Genomic DNA, 15,301 nt, shown 5'->3' on the forward strand with positions numbered 1-15,301 from the left:
TCAATAAATGCCGGATGGCGGGTTCGCGCTCGACCGCCGCCCCGGGTGGAATCAGCGCTTGGGGAAGGTCTTCTTCTTCAACTTGAAGACATAGGAAATGACCTGGGCCACCGCCTTGTAATGCTCCGCCGGGATTTCCTCGTCCACCTCGGCGCTGGCATAGAGGGCGCGGGCCAGGGGCGGGTTGGGCACAAGGGGGATGCCATGTTCCTCCGCCAGTTCGCGGATACGGGCGGCGATGAAATCCACGCCCTTGGCCACCACCATGGGCGCGCCCATGCTGAGGGGATCGTATTTCAGCGCGATGGCGTAGTGGGTGGGGTTGGTCACCACCACGTCGGCCTTGGGCACGTTCTCCATCATGCGGTTGCGGGCGCGCTGCATGCGCAGGGCGCGGATCTTGCCCTTGATCAGCGGGTCGCCTTCCGTCTGCTTATGCTCGTCCTTCACTTCCTGCTTGGTCATGCGCATGTCGCGCATGAACTTCCAGCGCTGATACCACCAGTCGGCGCCGGCCAGCAGGCCCAGCGCGATCAGCACGCGGAAGATCAGGCCCACCGCCTGGCTCTTGGTCTCGTTCACCAGGCCCATCAGCGGCATGCCGATGAAATGGTCCACGGAATGGGCCAGGGGGAACAGGCCGGGCAGCACGACGACCGACACCACCACCAGCTTGATCAGCGACTTGGCGAACTCCAGCAGGTTGGCGACCTTGAACTTGTTCAGCAGGTTGGTGACGATGTTGAAGCGGTTGAGGTCGAAGCTCAGCACGCGCTCAAAACTGAAGACGAACCCGACCTGAAGGAAGGAGCCGAGGACGGCGGCGATGACCAGCAGGGCGAAGGGCACCGACATGGCGACCGCCACCTGGCCCAGCAGCTCGGTCAGCAGGTGCCCCAGGCCGCCCCGGTCCACCGGCAGCGTCTCCGGCCGTTCTATGAAGGGGATCAGCACCGTGTGGATGCGCCCGAAGGTCCAGGGCAGCACGGCCACCACCATCAGCAAGATGGCGCCCAGCATGAAGAGGTGCGGCACCTCCTGCGATTTGGGGATGTTGCCCTTGGAGCGGGCGTCCGTCAGCCGTTTGCCTGTCGGCTCTTCGGTTTTGGAATCTGGATCCTGGTCTTCCGACATGGCCCCCGCCCCTTACGACGACAGGAAGGGCATCATCTGCCCCTGGAAGGCCCGCAGCCAATAGACCATCAGCCCCGACAAGCTGCCGCCCAGGAGCAGCAGGCCCAGGACGATCTGCAGGGGCTGTGTCACGAAGAAGACCTGGATGGACGGCACCAGCCGCGCCACCAGGCCCATGCCCAGGAAGAACAGCAGGCCGATGATGACGAAGGGCGCCGACATCTGCAGGCCGATGCTGAAGCTTTCCGAGAAGATGCGCGTCAGATGCTCGGTGAAATCGCCCAGCGGGATGGCCCCGCCCGGGGGGAACAGGCTGTAGCTCTGCACCGCCGCCAGGATCAGCATGTGGTGCATGTCGGTGGCGAACAGCAGCAGCAGGCCCAGGATGCCCAGGATGGAGTTCACCACCGTGCTCTGCTGCGACATGGCCGGGTTGAACGCCTGGGCGGAGCTGAGGCCGACATGGTTGGCGATCAGGCTGCCGGCCGTTTCCAGGGCCCCCATCATGGTGCGGGCGATGGTGCCGATGAAGATGCCGATCAGCGCCTCCCCCGCGATGAGAACGGCCATATTGGCGGGCTGCGCCGGTTCCGGCGGCAGGGTCCCGCCCACGGCGGGCGCCACCGCCAGGGCCACGATCAGGCCGAACAACAGGCGGATGCGGGTGGAGACGAAGGTTTCGCCCACGGTGGGCATGATCAGGAAGGCCGCCCCCAGCCGGACGAACACCATGAGGTAGGTGTAAAGCTGGCTGAGGAGGAGGGTCTGCAACATCACTCGTTGCCCGTCCCAACCCCGACGATCTTGTCCATGATGCCCTCGGTGAAGGTCACCATGTGGTGCAGCATGAAGGGCGCGAAGAACACCAGCGCCACGAACATGGCGATGATCTTGGGCACGAAGGTCAGCGTCTGTTCCTGGATCTGGGTCAGCGCCTGGAACAGCGAGATGGCCAGGCCCACCACCATGGACACGGCCATGACCGGGCCGCTGACGATGATGACCGTCAGCAGCGACTGGCGCACGAGTTCGATGATTTCCTGTTCATTCATGCGCACGATCCGGGAAGCGCGGGCCCGCCGATGGGCCAGCCCTCAAGATACCCCAATAGACGCTAGGGCGCGGGCCGGGCGCAAGCCCCGCCCTTATACACACCGCATTTGATCAGGGCCTCTCAAATGCTCATCCTCAAGCGCCGGCGGGCGCATCCGCGCCCGTTGGCTTCCTCGCTGCGCCGCTTTCACGTCAACGGGGCGGTACTCGCTCCGGCGCCCGCAGTCGCGGGCTAAAGCGGCACGAGCCACTGTCTCGCGCCGCTGATATCACATCGGCATGCGCATGATTTCCTGGTAGGCGGAGATGACCTTGTCCCGCACGGCGGTCACGGCCTGCAGCGTCACCTCGGCGTTGCTGACGGCGTTCACCACGTCGGTCAGGTCGGCCTTGCCCAGGACGCCGGCCGCCGTCATGCGTTCCCCCTGGTGCATGGTGTCGACGGCGTCCACCGCCGCCTGCTTCATCAGCTCGCCAAAGCTGGGGCCGCTGGTGGGGGCGGCCATGCCGGGGCCGGCGCCCTGGCGGGCGGTGTTGGCGTAGGCGGCGATCGCGCTGGGAAGGGGAATGGCCATCGTGGGGATCAGCTCCTAAGCCGCTCAGTTGCGCAGCAGGTCTATGGTCTTGGTCAGCATGGTGCGGGTGGCGTCGATGACGCCCAAATTGGCCTCGTAGGAGCGCTGAGCCTCACGCATGTCCATCGATTCCACCAGGCCGTTGACGTTGGGCATCAGCACATAGCCCTCGCTGTCGGCGCTGGGGTGGCCGGGATCGAACTTGCGCTGGAAGTCGCTGCGGTCGACATCGACCTTCTTCACGTTGACGGTGTCGATGCCCAGGGCCTTGTTCAGGGTGTTGGCGAACAGCACCACCTTGCGCCGGTAGGGCAGGTCGCCGGGGCTGGCGGCCGTGCTGTCGGTGTTGGCCAGGTTCTCCGCGATGACGCGCAGGCGCGTGCCCTGCGCCTTCATGCCGGCGGTGGACAAGTTCAGGGCGTTCATCAAATCCATCGAAACCCTCGTCCCAAAACCCTTAGACCCAATTCAACGGACAAGCCCAATTTAGCGGGCGAAGCATCAAGAAGACGTTAACCAGACCGCCGCGTCAGCTGGACCCCTTGCCCAGGGCCATCTTCAGCATGCCGATCTGTTTGCGGTACAGGTTGGTCAGCGCCTGGAAATCGATAGCGTTCTGACCGATCTTGGTCATCTGGTCCTCCAGCACCACGGCGTTGCCGGTGGGCGAGGTCTCATAGGCCGTGCGGTCCTTGGCGGCGCGGAAGCCACCGGCCCCCGTGCTGCTAGCCGACAGGTGCGCCGGGTCGGTGGCCACCAGATCCAGTTGGCTGGCCTCACGCAGCTGGTGCTTGAAATCGAAAGGCACCAGGTCCCGCGCCTGGTAATTCGGCGTGTCGGAGTTGGAGACGTTCTGCGCCAGGACCTCCTGGCGCTGGTTGTCCCAGGCCATCTTGTCCGACATCAGCTTGAAGATACCCAGCCTGTTCAGATCCATGATCCGCGCTCACCACCCCGGTGGGGTTAAACCGAAAGGCCCTGTCAGGACCGCTCTCTCCGCAAGGACACCGCCACGATCGGCATCCACACCAGGCCCAGGCACCTCTATTGCCATAGATGAGTTATATGCAATCTGCAAGCCATCGCTTGGAGAATCGCTCTAAACCAATGGGGATTCCAGCGTTATTTGCCCGCATCCAACCAGCGCTGCCGGGCACCATCCCCACTGCCCCATGCATTTTACAATAGCGGCGTTTTACAACAGGGGCGTTACGCCGCCTGTTCAATCGCCGGCTGCCCATTTGCGTATCACGGCGGAGAGTTATACCCTGGCCCCGCCCGTGCATGAGCCGGAAACGGCCCCGCATACCGCAGCCGGGATATGGGCGAACGCCCCCGCTTCAACAAGGCCCGCTTTAACGAGGCCCACTTTAACGAGGATTGTTCCACCTTTGGCCCCCACCGACGACAGCGACAAGCCCAAACGCCAGGTGGCCGTGGCCTTGCAGCACATGGCGGAGGGGCTGCCGCGCATCGTCGCCACCGGGCAAGGGGCCGTGGCGGAGCAGATCCTGGAACTGGCCTTCGCCAACGGCGTGAAGGTCCGGCAGGACGCGGATCTGGCGGAAATCCTGTCGGTCATCGACATCGACAGCGAAATCCCCATCGAGGCGCTGGCGGCGGTGGCGGAAATCCTGGCCCACGTCTACCGTGCCAATGGCCGCCTCAGCAGCGGTGCCGCACTGGATGACGTCCCCCCGCCGACCAGCCCCTATGGTCCCAATCCTTATGGCCCCACCTCCCCTGGCCAGGCCCCCACGGGCCTCGGCACTACTTCTGGAACACCGCCGCTCAGATGACCACGCCCGCGCCCTCCCCCGAAGCGGAAGCCCTGGCCGACGCCATGGACGGCCTGCTGTCCATCCTGAATCGCACCGCCGACCTCGTCGCCGCCGGCGACGCGGTGGAATTCGCCGGGCTGGAGGATGAGGCCACTGCATTATGCAATGCAGTTGTCCAATTGCCGCCGCCGGAGGCGCGCGCCTTCCTGCCGCGGCTGGAGGCGGTGCTGGCGGCGCTGGAACGGCTGGAGACGGTGGTGAAAAAGGCCAATGAGCTGACCCAGGGCAAGGCCACCGTCGGCCGGGCCGCCGCTGCCTATCGCCGGGCCGAAGATCCAGATGTCGGCTGAACCCATGGTCACCTCGGCCGCCTATTACCTGTACGCCGCCCTTATGCTGGGCCTGGTGTTGGGCTTTATCCTGGTCGCCGGCTGGCTGGTCCGCCGTTTCGGCGGCGGCGCCCTGCTGCGCCTGCCGGGACGTGCCCAGCGCCGCCTGGGCGTGGTGGAGGCCATGGCGCTGGACCCGCGCCGCCGGCTGGTGCTGATCCGCCGGGACGGGGTGGAGCATCTGCTGCTGCTGGGCGGCACCCAGGACCTGCATCTGGAAGGGCCCATCCCCGCGACAGGCGACGGCCACCAGACCTTCCAGACCGTATTGAACGAAACCGCCGCCCCGCCGGCACCCGTCCCGGGGCCTTTGTCATGAGCACCACCGTGCATCCCGCCCCCTCCCGCCACGCCCCCTGCCGGCACCCATCGCGCCTGTTCCGCTGGGGCGCACCGGCCCTGGCCATCCTGCTGACGGTGGCCGTGTCGCTGCTGGCTGGGGTGGCGCACGCCCAGAGCCTGAATCTGGACCTGGGCTCCCAGGGCGGCAGTTCCACCGGCCGCATCATCCAGCTGGTGGTGCTGATCACCGTGCTGTCGGTGGCGCCCAGCATCCTGGTGATGATGACCAGCTTCGTGCGCATCATCATCGTGCTGGGCTTCCTGCGCTCCGCCCTGGGCACGCAGCAGGTGCCGCCCAACCAGGTGATGCTGAGCCTAGCCTTGTTCCTCACCTTCTTCATCATGGCGCCCACCTTCCAGGCGGCCTACGACGCGGGCATCAAGCCCATGATCGACGAACAGGTGGATGAGCTGACGGGCCTGAAGAACGCCGTGGTCCCCTTCCAGGACTTCATGCTGAAGCACACGCGCGAGCGCGATCTGCAATTGTTCACCGACATCGCCAAGGTCGACAAAGTCACGACCGCCAAGGATCTGCCCATCCAGGTGGTGATCCCCGCCTTCATGATCTCGGAGCTCAAGCGCTCGTTCGAGATCGGCTTCCTGGTGTTCATCCCCTTCCTAGTGATCGACATGGTGGTGTCGTCGGTGCTGCAGTCCATGGGCATGATGATGCTGCCCCCCGCCATGATCTCCCTGCCGTTCAAGATCATCTTCTTCGTGCTGGTGGACGGCTGGTACCTGATCGTCGGCAGCCTGGTGAAAAGCTTCGGATAAGCGTGGGCGGGGCGCTTTGCCGCTATGCGTCAGGCTTTCGCCCCCTAGATCCGTATCACCCATTGGCGCCAACGCCGCAACACAACCCAAATCACCATGGCCCGAGTGAGGAAAATGAAGAAGGTTCTGACCAGCGGTCTGCTGTCCCTGTTCGCCGTCACCGCCGTCACCGGGTTGGGGGCCGGCCAGGCCGCCGCCCAGGTGGGCCCGCAATGCCCCAAGACCCTGCCGGTCACCGAGATGGTCAAGGACGTGCCGGCCGGCTTCAAGGCCTATCAGGACGGCAACCCGCCCAAGGCACCGGACGGCAGCGTCCTGCCCCTGCCGTTGGCCGCCATCCTGTTCTGGAACGGTGAGCCTGGCGGCCAGCCGCCCCTGCCGCCGGCCAGCCAGTCGCGCACGGCCCTGACCTGGAAGTTCACCCCAGCACAGGCCCAGAACCTGTGGATGGCCTGCGCCTACGACGCCACCGCCATCATGATCGCGTCCAAGATGCCGGCCAGCGTCCACACCTGCACCGTCACCCTGTCGCCCGACGGCAACATGGCCGCCGGTCTGAACTGCCAGTAAGAGCTGAAAAGGAAAGGGAGGGCCTCCATGCCCTCCCCATCCGAATGCCCCGGCCACAAATCAGCGCCGCTGACCTTCCGGCGCGGGCGGGGTGGCGGCGGCGCTGGAGGCCGTGGGCGGCTCGCCCGCCGGCTTGGCTGATTCCGGTGGCGCCGTAGCGCTGGGCGGGGCCTCGCCCCCGGCTGCCGACGCATCGCCCGGCACAGCCGCCCCCTGGCTCTGACGGGTGCGGTAGCTGTCCAGGAAGCTTTTGAACAGGTCGATTTCCTTGACCTGGTTCTGGATGGTGGTGGCGTCCAGCAGGCCGGTGGCCTCGTTGGGGCGGGTCATGACCTGGAACATGTTCGCGTCCGGCCCCTTGTCCATCGACGGGCCGAAATCGGTGCGCAGCTTCTGCAAACCCGGCATATCCTGGGCCAGCGACAGGGCCACCGCCCGGTTCACCACCAGGCGGGAGATGGTGGGGTCGATGGGCTGACCCGCGGCGGGCGGCGGGCCGATGACGTCGGCCAAGGCCTGGGCCGCCAGCGGCCATTGCTTGGCATGCCAGGCGATGTCGATGCGCAGCAGGTTGGCGGGGCGGGAATTGTCCTGCTTCAGCAGTGCCACGGCCTCCGGCCCCTTGTCGGTGCGCGACAGGGCACGGGCCCGCAACAGGCGCCGTTCCGCCGCCATGGCGTCGGGGATGCCCGCCACCTCCGACTGGTCCAGGGCCGCCAGCGCCTTATCCGGCTGGTTGTTCAGCAGGCGGATGGCGGCCTCCCGCGTGCCCACCTGGGCCTTCTGCTCCCCTTGCAGGCGGTACTGCACCTGGCGGTCCAGCAGTTCGGCCGCGCGGTCCAGCAGGTCCACATCCACCAGCCGCTCCGCCAGCACGCGGATGACCGTGTCGCCGTCGGGGCCGGGCGGCGTCAGTTCCTTGTATTGCTCGTAGAGCGACAGCGCCTCCAGGGGCGGCATCTTGTCGGCGCCGTTGCGCACGAACAGGCCGGTGAAGGTGTCCGTCATCTGCTTGGTGATCAGGGGCGCCTCGGGACTGTTGGGGAACAGCGTGATGGCGCGCTTCATGGTGTCGAAGGCCTGGGGGAAGTTGCCGGCCTTGATGTGCAGGTCGGCCAGGCGGCGCAGGATGTGCAGCTCCAGATCGTCGCCGGTCCAGGCGAAGCGCATCTTCTCCATCTGCTCCGCCGCCTTGGCCGGGGTCAGCTTGCCGGCGGCCAGTTCCTCATCCACCAGGGCCATGCGCGCCTTGGTGCGGTAGAGGCGGTCGGGCCCTTCCGTCGCCTCACGGTAGGACTCGATGGCCTTCTCATGGTCCCCTTCCAGGTGGGCCGCCTCGCCGCGCAGATAGTTGACGGCGGTTTCGGCCGGCCCCTTGGTGGCCCCCCGTTTGACCAGGCGATCCAGCAGGCCGTTGGCCGTGCCCACGTCGTCCTTGGCCAGGGCGGCTTCGGCGGCGGCCAAGCCGAAGCGGGTGTTGAAGGGTTCGGGATAGGTGCGCAGCAGCTCCTTGCGGCTCTGGAACAGTCGATAGGCGGTGTCGTCGTCGCCGGTGGTGTGGGCGGCATAGGCGCGCCACAGGGCCACGTCGGGCTCGTTCTGCAGGGCCGGCGCCGTCAGATCGTCCAGCCCGCCCTTGGCGTCGCCCGTCAGGATGCGGGCGGTACCGCGCACGGCGGCGAACTCCGCCCGCTTTTCCAAATCCGGCTGGTCCTTGCGCGCCATCTCCAGCAGGCCCAGCGCCTCCTGCCCGAAGCCGTTGCCGGCGTAGAAGCGGGCAAGGTCCAGGCGCAGCTTGGGTCGGTCGTCCGGCGGGGCCTTGGTGATCTCGTTCATCAGCCGCTGGCGGCCGGCGATGAAGCCATTGGGGTCCACCTTGGCCCAGCGCTGGAAATCAAAGAAGCGGTCGGGCTCCACCACCGGCGGGGGCGGGGCGGCGACAGCGACATCGGTCGACGGCGACAGGCGCAGGCCGCCGGGCACGGTCAGTTCCACGCCCTCCTTGGCCGGCTGCACCAGCAGGCGTTCGTCGATGGGGCGGATCACCACCCCCTGCGCGGTGGGCAGGAACTGCGCCTCGGCATAGCGCAGGGGGGCCGGGGTGCGTTGCGGCGCCGGGCTCAGGGGCACGACCTTCAGCGTGTCCCCCACCACCGGGTCGGTGAAGGTGAAGACCTTGGCCGGCTTGGCCGTCTTCACCACCAGGCGGGGTCCCAGGGCGAAATCGGGATCGGTCGTCACCGGCACGCCGGCCGGCGTGCCCTCGGATGGCATGGCCAGGGCATGATCGAAGGTGATGCGGTAGCCGGTGGGCCCCTCCCCCGTGACACGTGGTTCCAGAACAGCCGGCGCCGGCAGGCGGAAACCGCCACCGCCGGGTAGGGCCACCGGTTCCACCTGGCCCAGGAAAGCGGACTCGTCGGCGGGGCCGCCTTGGGGCGCGGCCGGGGCCGTGGTCGCGGGCACGGGGCGGTCGAACAGCACATACAGCCATCCGGCGCGGGCGAACACCGCCACGGCGGACGGCTGCCCCGGATCGAACACCAGGCTGGGCGCGGGTGCCGCCGGGGCCCCTTCCGCCGGCTGGCCCGCCTCCGCACCCGGCGGCGCCGCTTCGGCGGCGGGCGCGCCGTGCGGGGCCGCCTTGGTGTCCGGCGCGTTCGGGTGGGCTGAGGACGGGGTCGGCTTGGCCTGGGCTTCCTTGATATCCTTGCCTGGGATCTCCTTGCCCGGCTCTTTCCCTGCCGGCTCCTTGGTAGGAGGCTCCTTCGCGGCGGGCGCCTTGGCGTCCTTGGTACCCTTGGCGTCCGTGGGGGGCTGCTGCTGCAGCAGGTACAGCGGCCGCCCTTCCTTGGCGGCGCGGGGATCGGCTGGCGCAGCGGCCACCGATGGCGGCTCGCCCGCACCGGCGGCGGGCGGCAGCGTAGAGGCCGCGGGTGGGGCCTTGCCCTCTTTCGGCGCTTCAGGCTTGGCGGCGGGCGGGGCAGCGGGGGGCGTGGAGGTGGTGGTGCTGGCGGCGACGGGCGGGGCGCCCGGCTTGCCATCGCCCACGTCGATGACGACCTTATCGCCGGACCGCGACTGCTCCACCGTCGCATTGGCGGGAATGGTCAGCGCCACGGTCAGACCGGGGGTTCCAGCCACCGTCTCCACCCGCGAAATGCGCGGGGACCCGGCTCGGCGCGGGGCGGCCAGGTCGGCCTTGGCCGGCTTGTCGAAATGGATCAGCAGCTTGGCGCCATCCCGCTCCAGCGTCGCCTTGACCGGCGTCGGCCAGTCGAACACCAGGCGGCTGCGACCGGGATGCTCCCCCGCCCGCACGGTCACGGTCGGCAGGGCCACGGCCGACAGGGCCGCGGCGGCGGCATCGGCCGGCGGCTCCTTCACCTCCTGGGGGGCGGCCCAGGTGGGCGATACCGCCAGCGCCAGCATCAGGGCGGCGCCCAGGATCAGCGACCGGTGGGTCAAAAGGCGGCGGACCGGGACGCGAAGGGCCGGGAAACAGGGCTTGGGGGCGGACGTGGTCATGATGGGCCCCTGCCGGCCTGGGCGGCGTAATCGCGAATGACAATATCGACGCGGCGCTGCTGCGCCCGCTCCACCTCGGTATCGGAGGGGGATTCGGACGCACTTCCGGCGGCGGCCGCCGCATCGGCGCCGTCAGCCTGGCCGCGCACGGTGATGGGTGCCGCGTATCCCGACCGGGCCAGGGCCAGGGCGATGGTGCGCCCCCGGGCCAGCGACAATTCCCAGTTGGAGGGATAGGCCGCGTTGGCGACGGGGCTGGCGTCGGTATGCCCCACCACCTCCACCGCGTTGGCGATGTTGCTGACCACCCCTCCCAAAGCGAACAGGGTGGCGGCACCGGCGGACGACAGGGTGGTGGAGCCGGGTGCGAACAGCGCCGCCTCCGGCAAGATGGCGACCAGGCGGTCGCCCGACCGGGTCACCCGCACGGCAGCCAGGGCCGGAACGGTGGACAACTGGCGCTCCATCACCCGGCCCAGATACCCCAGGTCCGTCGCGCGGCCCCGATCCAGATTGCCGTTGCCATGCTGCTCGGTGGGGGAGCCGCCGAACAGGGCTTGCAGCACCTGGTCCCGCCGCGCGTCCGGAGCCGTCATGCCGTACAGCATGACGAAGAAGGACAGCATCAGGCAGACGAAATCGGTGAAGGAGATCAGCCAGATGCGCTTGGGCACCGGCGCCTTGGGCGCCAAGGGCGGCAGGAAGCCCGGGACCGGCGGCGGCAGGATGTCGGGCTCGCTCATGGCCGCCCCTCCGGCGCCGGGTTCAGGGGGGCGCCGGCATGCGGCGGCCGGGCGTGGAACAGGAAGCGGACCTGGTCCGCCGTGCCCTTCTCCACCCCCACGCTCATGGCGTTGGGGCTGACACCGGCAGCGGTCAGGGTGCGGGCCATGGCGCCGGCCTGGAATACGGGCAGGCTGGCGCCCGGGTTGCCGCCGTCGGCCACCAGGAACTCCAGATCGATTTCCAGCCCCGTCTCCTCATCCGGCCGCACCGCCTCGGCCATCTGACGCCATAGCCCCTCGCGCCCGGGCAGGACGGTGACAACGGTGCCGCCCCCTTCCGCCGTGGCCGGGGCGAACAGGCTGGATGCCGGCAGCGTGGCAACCAGGGTTCCCCCCTTGCCGCCCTGGTCGATCACGGCATCCGGCACAACGGCCACCAGGCGGCGCCCCACGGCGCCCAGCCGCTCGTCCGCACGGGCCAGCGCCGCCTGGGCGGCCGGTCCCTGCGCCATGGTCACACCGAAAGCGTCCTGCACCGCCTGCACGACGGCGTCGAACTTGCGGTTCTCAAAAGTGGAGAGCGAGGTCAGCAGGATGAAGAACGCCAGCAACAGGAAGAAAACCGACAAGTAGAGGACGAAGACACCGCCCTCTTCCTGGACGATCCTTTTCCCCCCCGACACCAACCCCGCCATGGGCCGGTTCCTGGACGCCCCCACCGTCATGCCGATCGCCTTCAGGGATATCAGTCGAAGCTCGCCAACAGGCGGTCGATCTCATCCTGGTCGATGGCGCGGCCGGGCAACTGGGGCCCATGCAACAGGAAGTCATCATCCTTGCCACTGGCGGGCGTGTCGGCCGCCGGCGGGCCATCGGGGTGACGGCGCTGCACATCCTCGCCAAAGGCGACCAGCATGGCCTCGACCTTCGCTTCGATGTGCTTCAGGGCCTTCACCACCTTGGTGATGCGCTGGCCGGTGATGTCCTGGAAATTGCACGCCTCATAGATGCCCGTGGTGATGTCCATCATCTTGGACGACACCTCCGGGCTGACGTCGCCGGCCATGCCCATCAGCTGGTCGCAGGCGTCCATGATGCGGTTGGTGGCATCCTCGGTGGCGCCCACGACGGCGTCCAGCTCATCCGTGGCGCGGGGAATGTGCTCCGCATGGATATCGCTGGGCTGCAGGGCCGCGATTTCCTTCTTGGCGTTATGGATGAAGCGGGCCAGGCCCTCCAGCTCGCCATAGAGCTTGATGTCATGCTGGCTCACGTCGCCGCCCATGGAGGCGACGACGGTGGAGACGATCTGGGCGACCTCTTCCCGCGACAGCGGCTGGCGGGCCTGGGAGCGGGCGGCATCCAGCCGGTCCTGAAGCATCGGGTCGGCGGCGTGGCGGATCATGGCGGCTCTCGTCTCGTCAAAATGGGACCGGTTGTCGCCGGGCCCGGTGGCATCTGGGCAGGGATCAAGGCAGGCAAGGGGGCGGTGGTCGTCGTCGGCTCATTGCGGCACGTTGGGCAGTCGCTTGCGCTCGGCCAGCATGGTGGTCACCTGCTCCGCCCGCTTGGGCGTCATGGCCGCCAGCACGGGCGCCGTCTTGGCCTCCTTCATGCGGCTGATCACGTTCAGCAGGACCTTGTCGTCCATGGCCTCGAAAATCCGGGCGGCCTCGGCCGGCTTCATCGTCTCGTAAATCTTGACCAGGCTGTCCAGCTGCTGCGCCTGGTCGGCGTTCACCTGGTTCACCAGGCCGTCCAGCTGCTTCTTCAGCGCCTGCATCTCCGCCAGCTTCTGGTCCAGGCGCTGGGTCGCCACCTGCAACATGGCCTCGCGCTGGTCCAGGTCGCGCTCGCGGCTGTCCAGCGCTTCGCGCCGTTCGGCCAGGCGCTGCAGCAGCTCAACGTCCTTGGGCGTGAAGCTTTGGCCGTCCGACGGGCTGCCCGACGGTTCCGGCTTGCCCGCCTCGCCCTTGGCCGCATCGCCTTTCTTGGCAGCATCCCCCTTCGCATCGGCGGCGGCGTGCGGCGCGGCGGCCTCGGCAGGCTTAGAGGGCGTCTGGCCCTGGGCGGCCGGCGCCGGCTTCTCTGGGGACGGGCTCTGCGCCCTGGCGGCCGGCACATCCGGCGGCGCAACGCCCATGGTCAGGGTCCACCAGATATCACCCGCCCGCGCGCCCAGCAGCAACACGGCGGCGAAGATGGTCACCGGCAGCAGGCGGATGCGCAGGCGCCGCCAGAAGGGGACCTTGGGCTCGGCACGCGCCGGGCCACGCGCGCCCTTGCCACCGCCGGCGCGACCGACCGCCGGCGCGGGACGCTGGGTCCGCGTCACAGCCACGGCGTTCTTCGAGGACGCCGGCTTCGAGGGTGCTGGGGCCTTGGGCACGGCCGCTGCAGGGGCCGACGTGGGCCGTCCTTGCCGGGGGGCCGAGGGTTCCGCCGTCATTGACGCATATTCTCCAAGGCTTGGAGCAGCTCACGCTCCGCGCGGGACCGCGCCTCCGGCTGGCCGGCGGCCGCGTCCCCAGCGGGACCGGCGCCACCCGGCGCTGGCAGGCGCGCGGGCGCCGACCGTGGGGCGGGGCGGCCATCGTCCAGACCGGCATCGGTGCCATAGCGGTCGGCCGATCGCTCCGGCCGGGGCGCGCGCTCCGGGGCACGCCCATCATTGAGGGAATCGGCCAAACGCGAATCAGGCAGACGCTCGCCAGCCAGACGGTCCGGCGCCTGCCGTTCCATGCCGCGCTCGGGCTCCAGATGCGCCGGCAATGGGCGCGCCGGCACGGGGCGGGGATCGGGGCGGATAGCGGCGGCGCGGGGCGTCTCCGCCCGATGGCCGTTGACACCACCAGGGACGCCGCCAGGGGTGAGACCGCCCACCATGCCGCCGGCGGCACTGCCCCGCAGGGCTTCGGCCCGGGGCAGGTCGCGGGGTTCGGGCCGGGTGTCCCGCACGGGTTCCGCCGCGCTGGCGCGGGCGCGGCCGGCGGCGCCTTCCAGCCGTCCGGCCAAGGCATCGGCCGCCTGGGTGATCTGCTCCAGCTCTTCCCGCATCTTGTCGGCGCGGCTGATCAGGTATTGCAGCGCCTCACCGGATTCGGCGGCGGCCTTGCGCATCCCCTTCACGCCGGCATCGGCCTGGGCGGTGGCGTCGCTGAATTCCCTTACCAGGGCCTCCATCTCGCCCCGGCTGTCGCGCAGCTGGGCGATCTGGCGGTTCAGGCGCAGGGCATAGATGATGGTGGCGACCAGCAGGCCGCCCACCACGACATCCAGGGCCAGGGACAGCAGGATGGTCAGGCTCATGTCGGCGCGGCCTCCGGCTTGGGCGCTTCGCGGTCGATGCGCACGGCGATGTTGCCGCCCTTGCGGCCCATGCGGCCCAGGAACATGGGGACATCGCCGCAGCGCAGCTCGATGGTGTCGTCGGGCGCCACGTTCAGCAGCACGCGCGAGCCCACTTTCCAGTTCAGCACGTCGTACAGCGACAGCGTGATCTCATCCAGCACGGCCGACAGGTGGACGTCGGTCATCCACAGCTCGCTGGCCAAGTGGGTTTCCCAGATGCTGTCGCGGCCGAATTTTTCACCCATGAACATCTGCAGCAGCAGTTCGCGCACGGGTTCCAGGGTGGCGTAGGGGATCAGCAGTTCCAGCCGGCCGCCGCGATCCTCCATGTCGATGCGCAGCTTCACCAGCACGGCGGCGTTGGCCTGGCGGGCGATGGTGGCGAAACGCGGGTTGGTTTCCAGCCGGTCGAAGCGGAAGGTGACGGGCGACAGGGGGTCGAACGCGGCCGACAGGTCGGACAGCACCACATGCACCATGCGCTCCACCAGGTTGCGCTCGATGGTGGTGTAGGGACGGCCCTCGATGCGCATGGCCGCCGTGCCACGCCGGCCGCCCAGCAGCACGTCGACGATGGAATAGATCAGCGCCGAATCGATGACCATCAGGCCATAGTTGTCCCATTCCTCCGCCTTGCAGACGGCCAGCATCGCGGGCAGCGGAATGGAGTTCAGGTAATCGCCGAAACGCACTGAGGAAATCTGGTCCAGGCTGACTTCGACGTTGTCGGAGGTGAAGTTGCGCAAGGAGGTCGACATCATGCGGACCAGGCGGTCGAAGACCACCTCCAGCATGGGCAGGCGTTCGTAGTTGACCAGCGCCGAGTTGACCAGCGCCATGATGCCGGAATTGTCGCCGTCGCCGGCGCCATCCTTGTCGAAGCCCAGCAGGCTGTCGATTTCATCCTGGTTCAGGACGCGGGTCGCCCCGCCGCCCATGTCGCCGAAGCCACTGTCGCCGGCGCCCTCGTCCGCCAAGGCCGCCCATTCGGCGGCCATGCGTTCCTCTTCACTCAGCTCCTGCGGATCCGGCATCGGTCAACGCTCCAGCGTCCAAAACTTAGCTGCGGGGCACCG

At 68.4% G+C, this 15,301-nt stretch carries 18 protein-coding genes; 5 read left to right on the forward strand and 13 right to left on the reverse strand.

The window, feature by feature from the left end; translation table 11 throughout:
* Positions 1 to 51: 51 nt before the first annotated feature.
* From flhB to flgB, 6 genes are all read right to left on the reverse strand, one after another.
* Entirely contained in the window at positions 52 to 1,134 is a 1,083-nt protein-coding gene (gene flhB / locus FBZ90_RS16425; RefSeq protein ID WP_145733755.1) for a flagellar biosynthesis protein FlhB, read from the reverse strand.
* A gap of 12 nt (positions 1,135 to 1,146) precedes the next feature.
* Complete coding sequence (fliR, locus tag FBZ90_RS16430) at positions 1,147 to 1,908, reverse strand: flagellar biosynthetic protein FliR (protein ID WP_145733756.1); 762 nt, start codon at positions 1,906 to 1,908, stop codon at positions 1,147 to 1,149.
* Positions 1,908 to 2,186 carry a flagellar biosynthesis protein FliQ gene (gene fliQ / locus FBZ90_RS16435; RefSeq protein ID WP_145733757.1) on the reverse strand — a complete coding sequence of 93 codons (279 nt, stop codon included), beginning with the start codon at positions 2,184 to 2,186 and terminating at the stop codon, positions 1,908 to 1,910. The genes fliR and fliQ overlap by 1 nt, the downstream gene beginning before the upstream one ends.
* A gap of 270 nt (positions 2,187 to 2,456) precedes the next feature.
* Positions 2,457 to 2,762 (reverse strand): flagellar hook-basal body complex protein FliE, encoded by a 306-nt coding sequence (fliE, locus tag FBZ90_RS16440; RefSeq protein WP_145733758.1) that lies wholly within the window; start codon positions 2,760 to 2,762, stop codon positions 2,457 to 2,459.
* Between the two features lie 24 nt (positions 2,763 to 2,786).
* Positions 2,787 to 3,197 (reverse strand): flagellar basal body rod protein FlgC, encoded by a 411-nt coding sequence (gene flgC, locus FBZ90_RS16445; protein ID WP_145733759.1) that lies wholly within the window; start codon positions 3,195 to 3,197, stop codon positions 2,787 to 2,789.
* 94 nt (positions 3,198 to 3,291) lie between these two features.
* The gene (gene flgB, locus FBZ90_RS16450; RefSeq protein WP_145733760.1) at positions 3,292 to 3,699 is read right to left on the reverse strand and encodes a flagellar basal body rod protein FlgB; all 408 of its coding nucleotides are present in this window, start codon (positions 3,697 to 3,699) and stop codon (positions 3,292 to 3,294) included.
* Positions 3,700 to 4,192: 493 nt separating this feature from the next.
* Between flgB and FBZ90_RS28840 the strand changes: the two genes are divergently transcribed.
* The 5 genes from FBZ90_RS28840 to FBZ90_RS16475 all read left to right on the forward strand — a co-directional run bounded on the left by FBZ90_RS28840 (position 4,193) and on the right by FBZ90_RS16475 (position 6,621).
* Positions 4,193 to 4,561 carry an EscU/YscU/HrcU family type III secretion system export apparatus switch protein gene (locus FBZ90_RS28840; protein WP_145733864.1) on the forward strand — a complete coding sequence of 123 codons (369 nt, stop codon included), beginning with the start codon at positions 4,193 to 4,195 and terminating at the stop codon, positions 4,559 to 4,561.
* Entirely contained in the window at positions 4,558 to 4,893 is a 336-nt protein-coding gene (locus FBZ90_RS16460) for a hypothetical protein (RefSeq protein ID WP_145733761.1), read from the forward strand. The genes FBZ90_RS28840 and FBZ90_RS16460 overlap by 4 nt, the downstream gene beginning before the upstream one ends.
* Complete coding sequence (locus tag FBZ90_RS16465; protein WP_246130456.1) at positions 4,883 to 5,251, forward strand: FliO/MopB family protein; 369 nt, start codon at positions 4,883 to 4,885, stop codon at positions 5,249 to 5,251. The genes FBZ90_RS16460 and FBZ90_RS16465 overlap by 11 nt, the downstream gene beginning before the upstream one ends.
* A complete protein-coding gene (fliP, locus tag FBZ90_RS16470; protein ID WP_246130457.1) occupies positions 5,248 to 6,051 on the forward strand; it encodes a flagellar type III secretion system pore protein FliP in 804 nt (267 codons plus the stop codon). The genes FBZ90_RS16465 and fliP overlap by 4 nt, the downstream gene beginning before the upstream one ends.
* A 114-nt stretch (positions 6,052 to 6,165) precedes the next feature.
* Complete coding sequence (locus FBZ90_RS16475; protein ID WP_145733762.1) at positions 6,166 to 6,621, forward strand: STY0301 family protein; 456 nt, start codon at positions 6,166 to 6,168, stop codon at positions 6,619 to 6,621.
* 60 nt (positions 6,622 to 6,681) lie between these two features.
* On the opposite strand, the gene FBZ90_RS16480 is transcribed toward FBZ90_RS16475, so the two are convergent.
* From FBZ90_RS16480 to fliM, 7 genes are all read right to left on the reverse strand, one after another.
* Entirely contained in the window at positions 6,682 to 10,149 is a 3,468-nt protein-coding gene (locus tag FBZ90_RS16480; protein WP_145733763.1) for a tetratricopeptide repeat protein, read from the reverse strand.
* Entirely contained in the window at positions 10,146 to 10,892 is a 747-nt protein-coding gene (locus FBZ90_RS16485) for an OmpA/MotB family protein (RefSeq protein WP_145733764.1), read from the reverse strand. The genes FBZ90_RS16480 and FBZ90_RS16485 overlap by 4 nt, the downstream gene beginning before the upstream one ends.
* The gene (locus FBZ90_RS16490) at positions 10,889 to 11,569 is read right to left on the reverse strand and encodes a flagellar motor protein MotB (protein WP_186455850.1); all 681 of its coding nucleotides are present in this window, start codon (positions 11,567 to 11,569) and stop codon (positions 10,889 to 10,891) included. Before FBZ90_RS16490 ends, FBZ90_RS16485 begins: the two co-directional genes overlap by 4 nt.
* A gap of 50 nt (positions 11,570 to 11,619) precedes the next feature.
* Entirely contained in the window at positions 11,620 to 12,279 is a 660-nt protein-coding gene (locus FBZ90_RS16495) for a protein phosphatase CheZ (protein ID WP_145733766.1), read from the reverse strand.
* Positions 12,280 to 12,378: 99 nt separating this feature from the next.
* The gene (locus FBZ90_RS16500) at positions 12,379 to 13,215 is read right to left on the reverse strand and encodes a MotE family protein (protein ID WP_145733767.1); all 837 of its coding nucleotides are present in this window, start codon (positions 13,213 to 13,215) and stop codon (positions 12,379 to 12,381) included.
* A 104-nt stretch (positions 13,216 to 13,319) separates the two neighbouring features.
* Positions 13,320 to 14,183, reverse strand: a complete 864-nt coding sequence (locus FBZ90_RS16505; protein WP_145733768.1) for a DUF6468 domain-containing protein — start codon at positions 14,181 to 14,183, stop codon at positions 13,320 to 13,322.
* Positions 14,180 to 15,259: a flagellar motor switch protein FliM gene (fliM, locus tag FBZ90_RS16510; protein ID WP_145733769.1), complete on the reverse strand. Its 1,080-nt coding sequence runs from the start codon at positions 15,257 to 15,259 to the stop codon at positions 14,180 to 14,182. The genes FBZ90_RS16505 and fliM overlap by 4 nt, the downstream gene beginning before the upstream one ends.
* Positions 15,260 to 15,301: the final 42 nt, after the last annotated feature.

Source organism: Nitrospirillum pindoramense (assembly GCF_007827955.1).
Taxonomy (GTDB): Bacteria; Pseudomonadota; Alphaproteobacteria; order Azospirillales; family Azospirillaceae; genus Nitrospirillum; species Nitrospirillum amazonense_B.

Coding starts and splice junctions, on each gene's coding strand:
- FBZ90_RS16465 (WP_246130456.1), top strand. CDS start 4,883: ATGTCGGCTGAACCCATGGTCACCTCGGCCGCCTATTACCTGTACGCC.
- fliR (WP_145733756.1), bottom strand. CDS start 1,908: ATGTTGCAGACCCTCCTCCTCAGCCAGCTTTACACCTACCTCATGGTG.
- flgB (WP_145733760.1), bottom strand. CDS start 3,699: ATGGATCTGAACAGGCTGGGTATCTTCAAGCTGATGTCGGACAAGATG.
- FBZ90_RS16490 (WP_186455850.1), bottom strand. CDS start 11,569: ATGGCGGGGTTGGTGTCGGGGGGGAAAAGGATCGTCCAGGAAGAGGGC.
- FBZ90_RS16460 (WP_145733761.1), top strand. CDS start 4,558: ATGACCACGCCCGCGCCCTCCCCCGAAGCGGAAGCCCTGGCCGACGCC.
- fliM (WP_145733769.1), bottom strand. CDS start 15,259: ATGCCGGATCCGCAGGAGCTGAGTGAAGAGGAACGCATGGCCGCCGAA.
- flgC (WP_145733759.1), bottom strand. CDS start 3,197: ATGGATTTGATGAACGCCCTGAACTTGTCCACCGCCGGCATGAAGGCG.
- FBZ90_RS16505 (WP_145733768.1), bottom strand. CDS start 14,183: ATGAGCCTGACCATCCTGCTGTCCCTGGCCCTGGATGTCGTGGTGGGC.
- FBZ90_RS16485 (WP_145733764.1), bottom strand. CDS start 10,892: ATGAGCGAGCCCGACATCCTGCCGCCGCCGGTCCCGGGCTTCCTGCCG.
- fliQ (WP_145733757.1), bottom strand. CDS start 2,186: ATGAATGAACAGGAAATCATCGAACTCGTGCGCCAGTCGCTGCTGACG.
- flhB (WP_145733755.1), bottom strand. CDS start 1,134: ATGTCGGAAGACCAGGATCCAGATTCCAAAACCGAAGAGCCGACAGGC.
- fliP (WP_246130457.1), top strand. CDS start 5,248: ATGAGCACCACCGTGCATCCCGCCCCCTCCCGCCACGCCCCCTGCCGG.
- FBZ90_RS16480 (WP_145733763.1), bottom strand. CDS start 10,149: ATGACCACGTCCGCCCCCAAGCCCTGTTTCCCGGCCCTTCGCGTCCCG.
- fliE (WP_145733758.1), bottom strand. CDS start 2,762: ATGGCCATTCCCCTTCCCAGCGCGATCGCCGCCTACGCCAACACCGCC.
- FBZ90_RS16475 (WP_145733762.1), top strand. CDS start 6,166: ATGAAGAAGGTTCTGACCAGCGGTCTGCTGTCCCTGTTCGCCGTCACC.
- FBZ90_RS16495 (WP_145733766.1), bottom strand. CDS start 12,279: ATGATCCGCCACGCCGCCGACCCGATGCTTCAGGACCGGCTGGATGCC.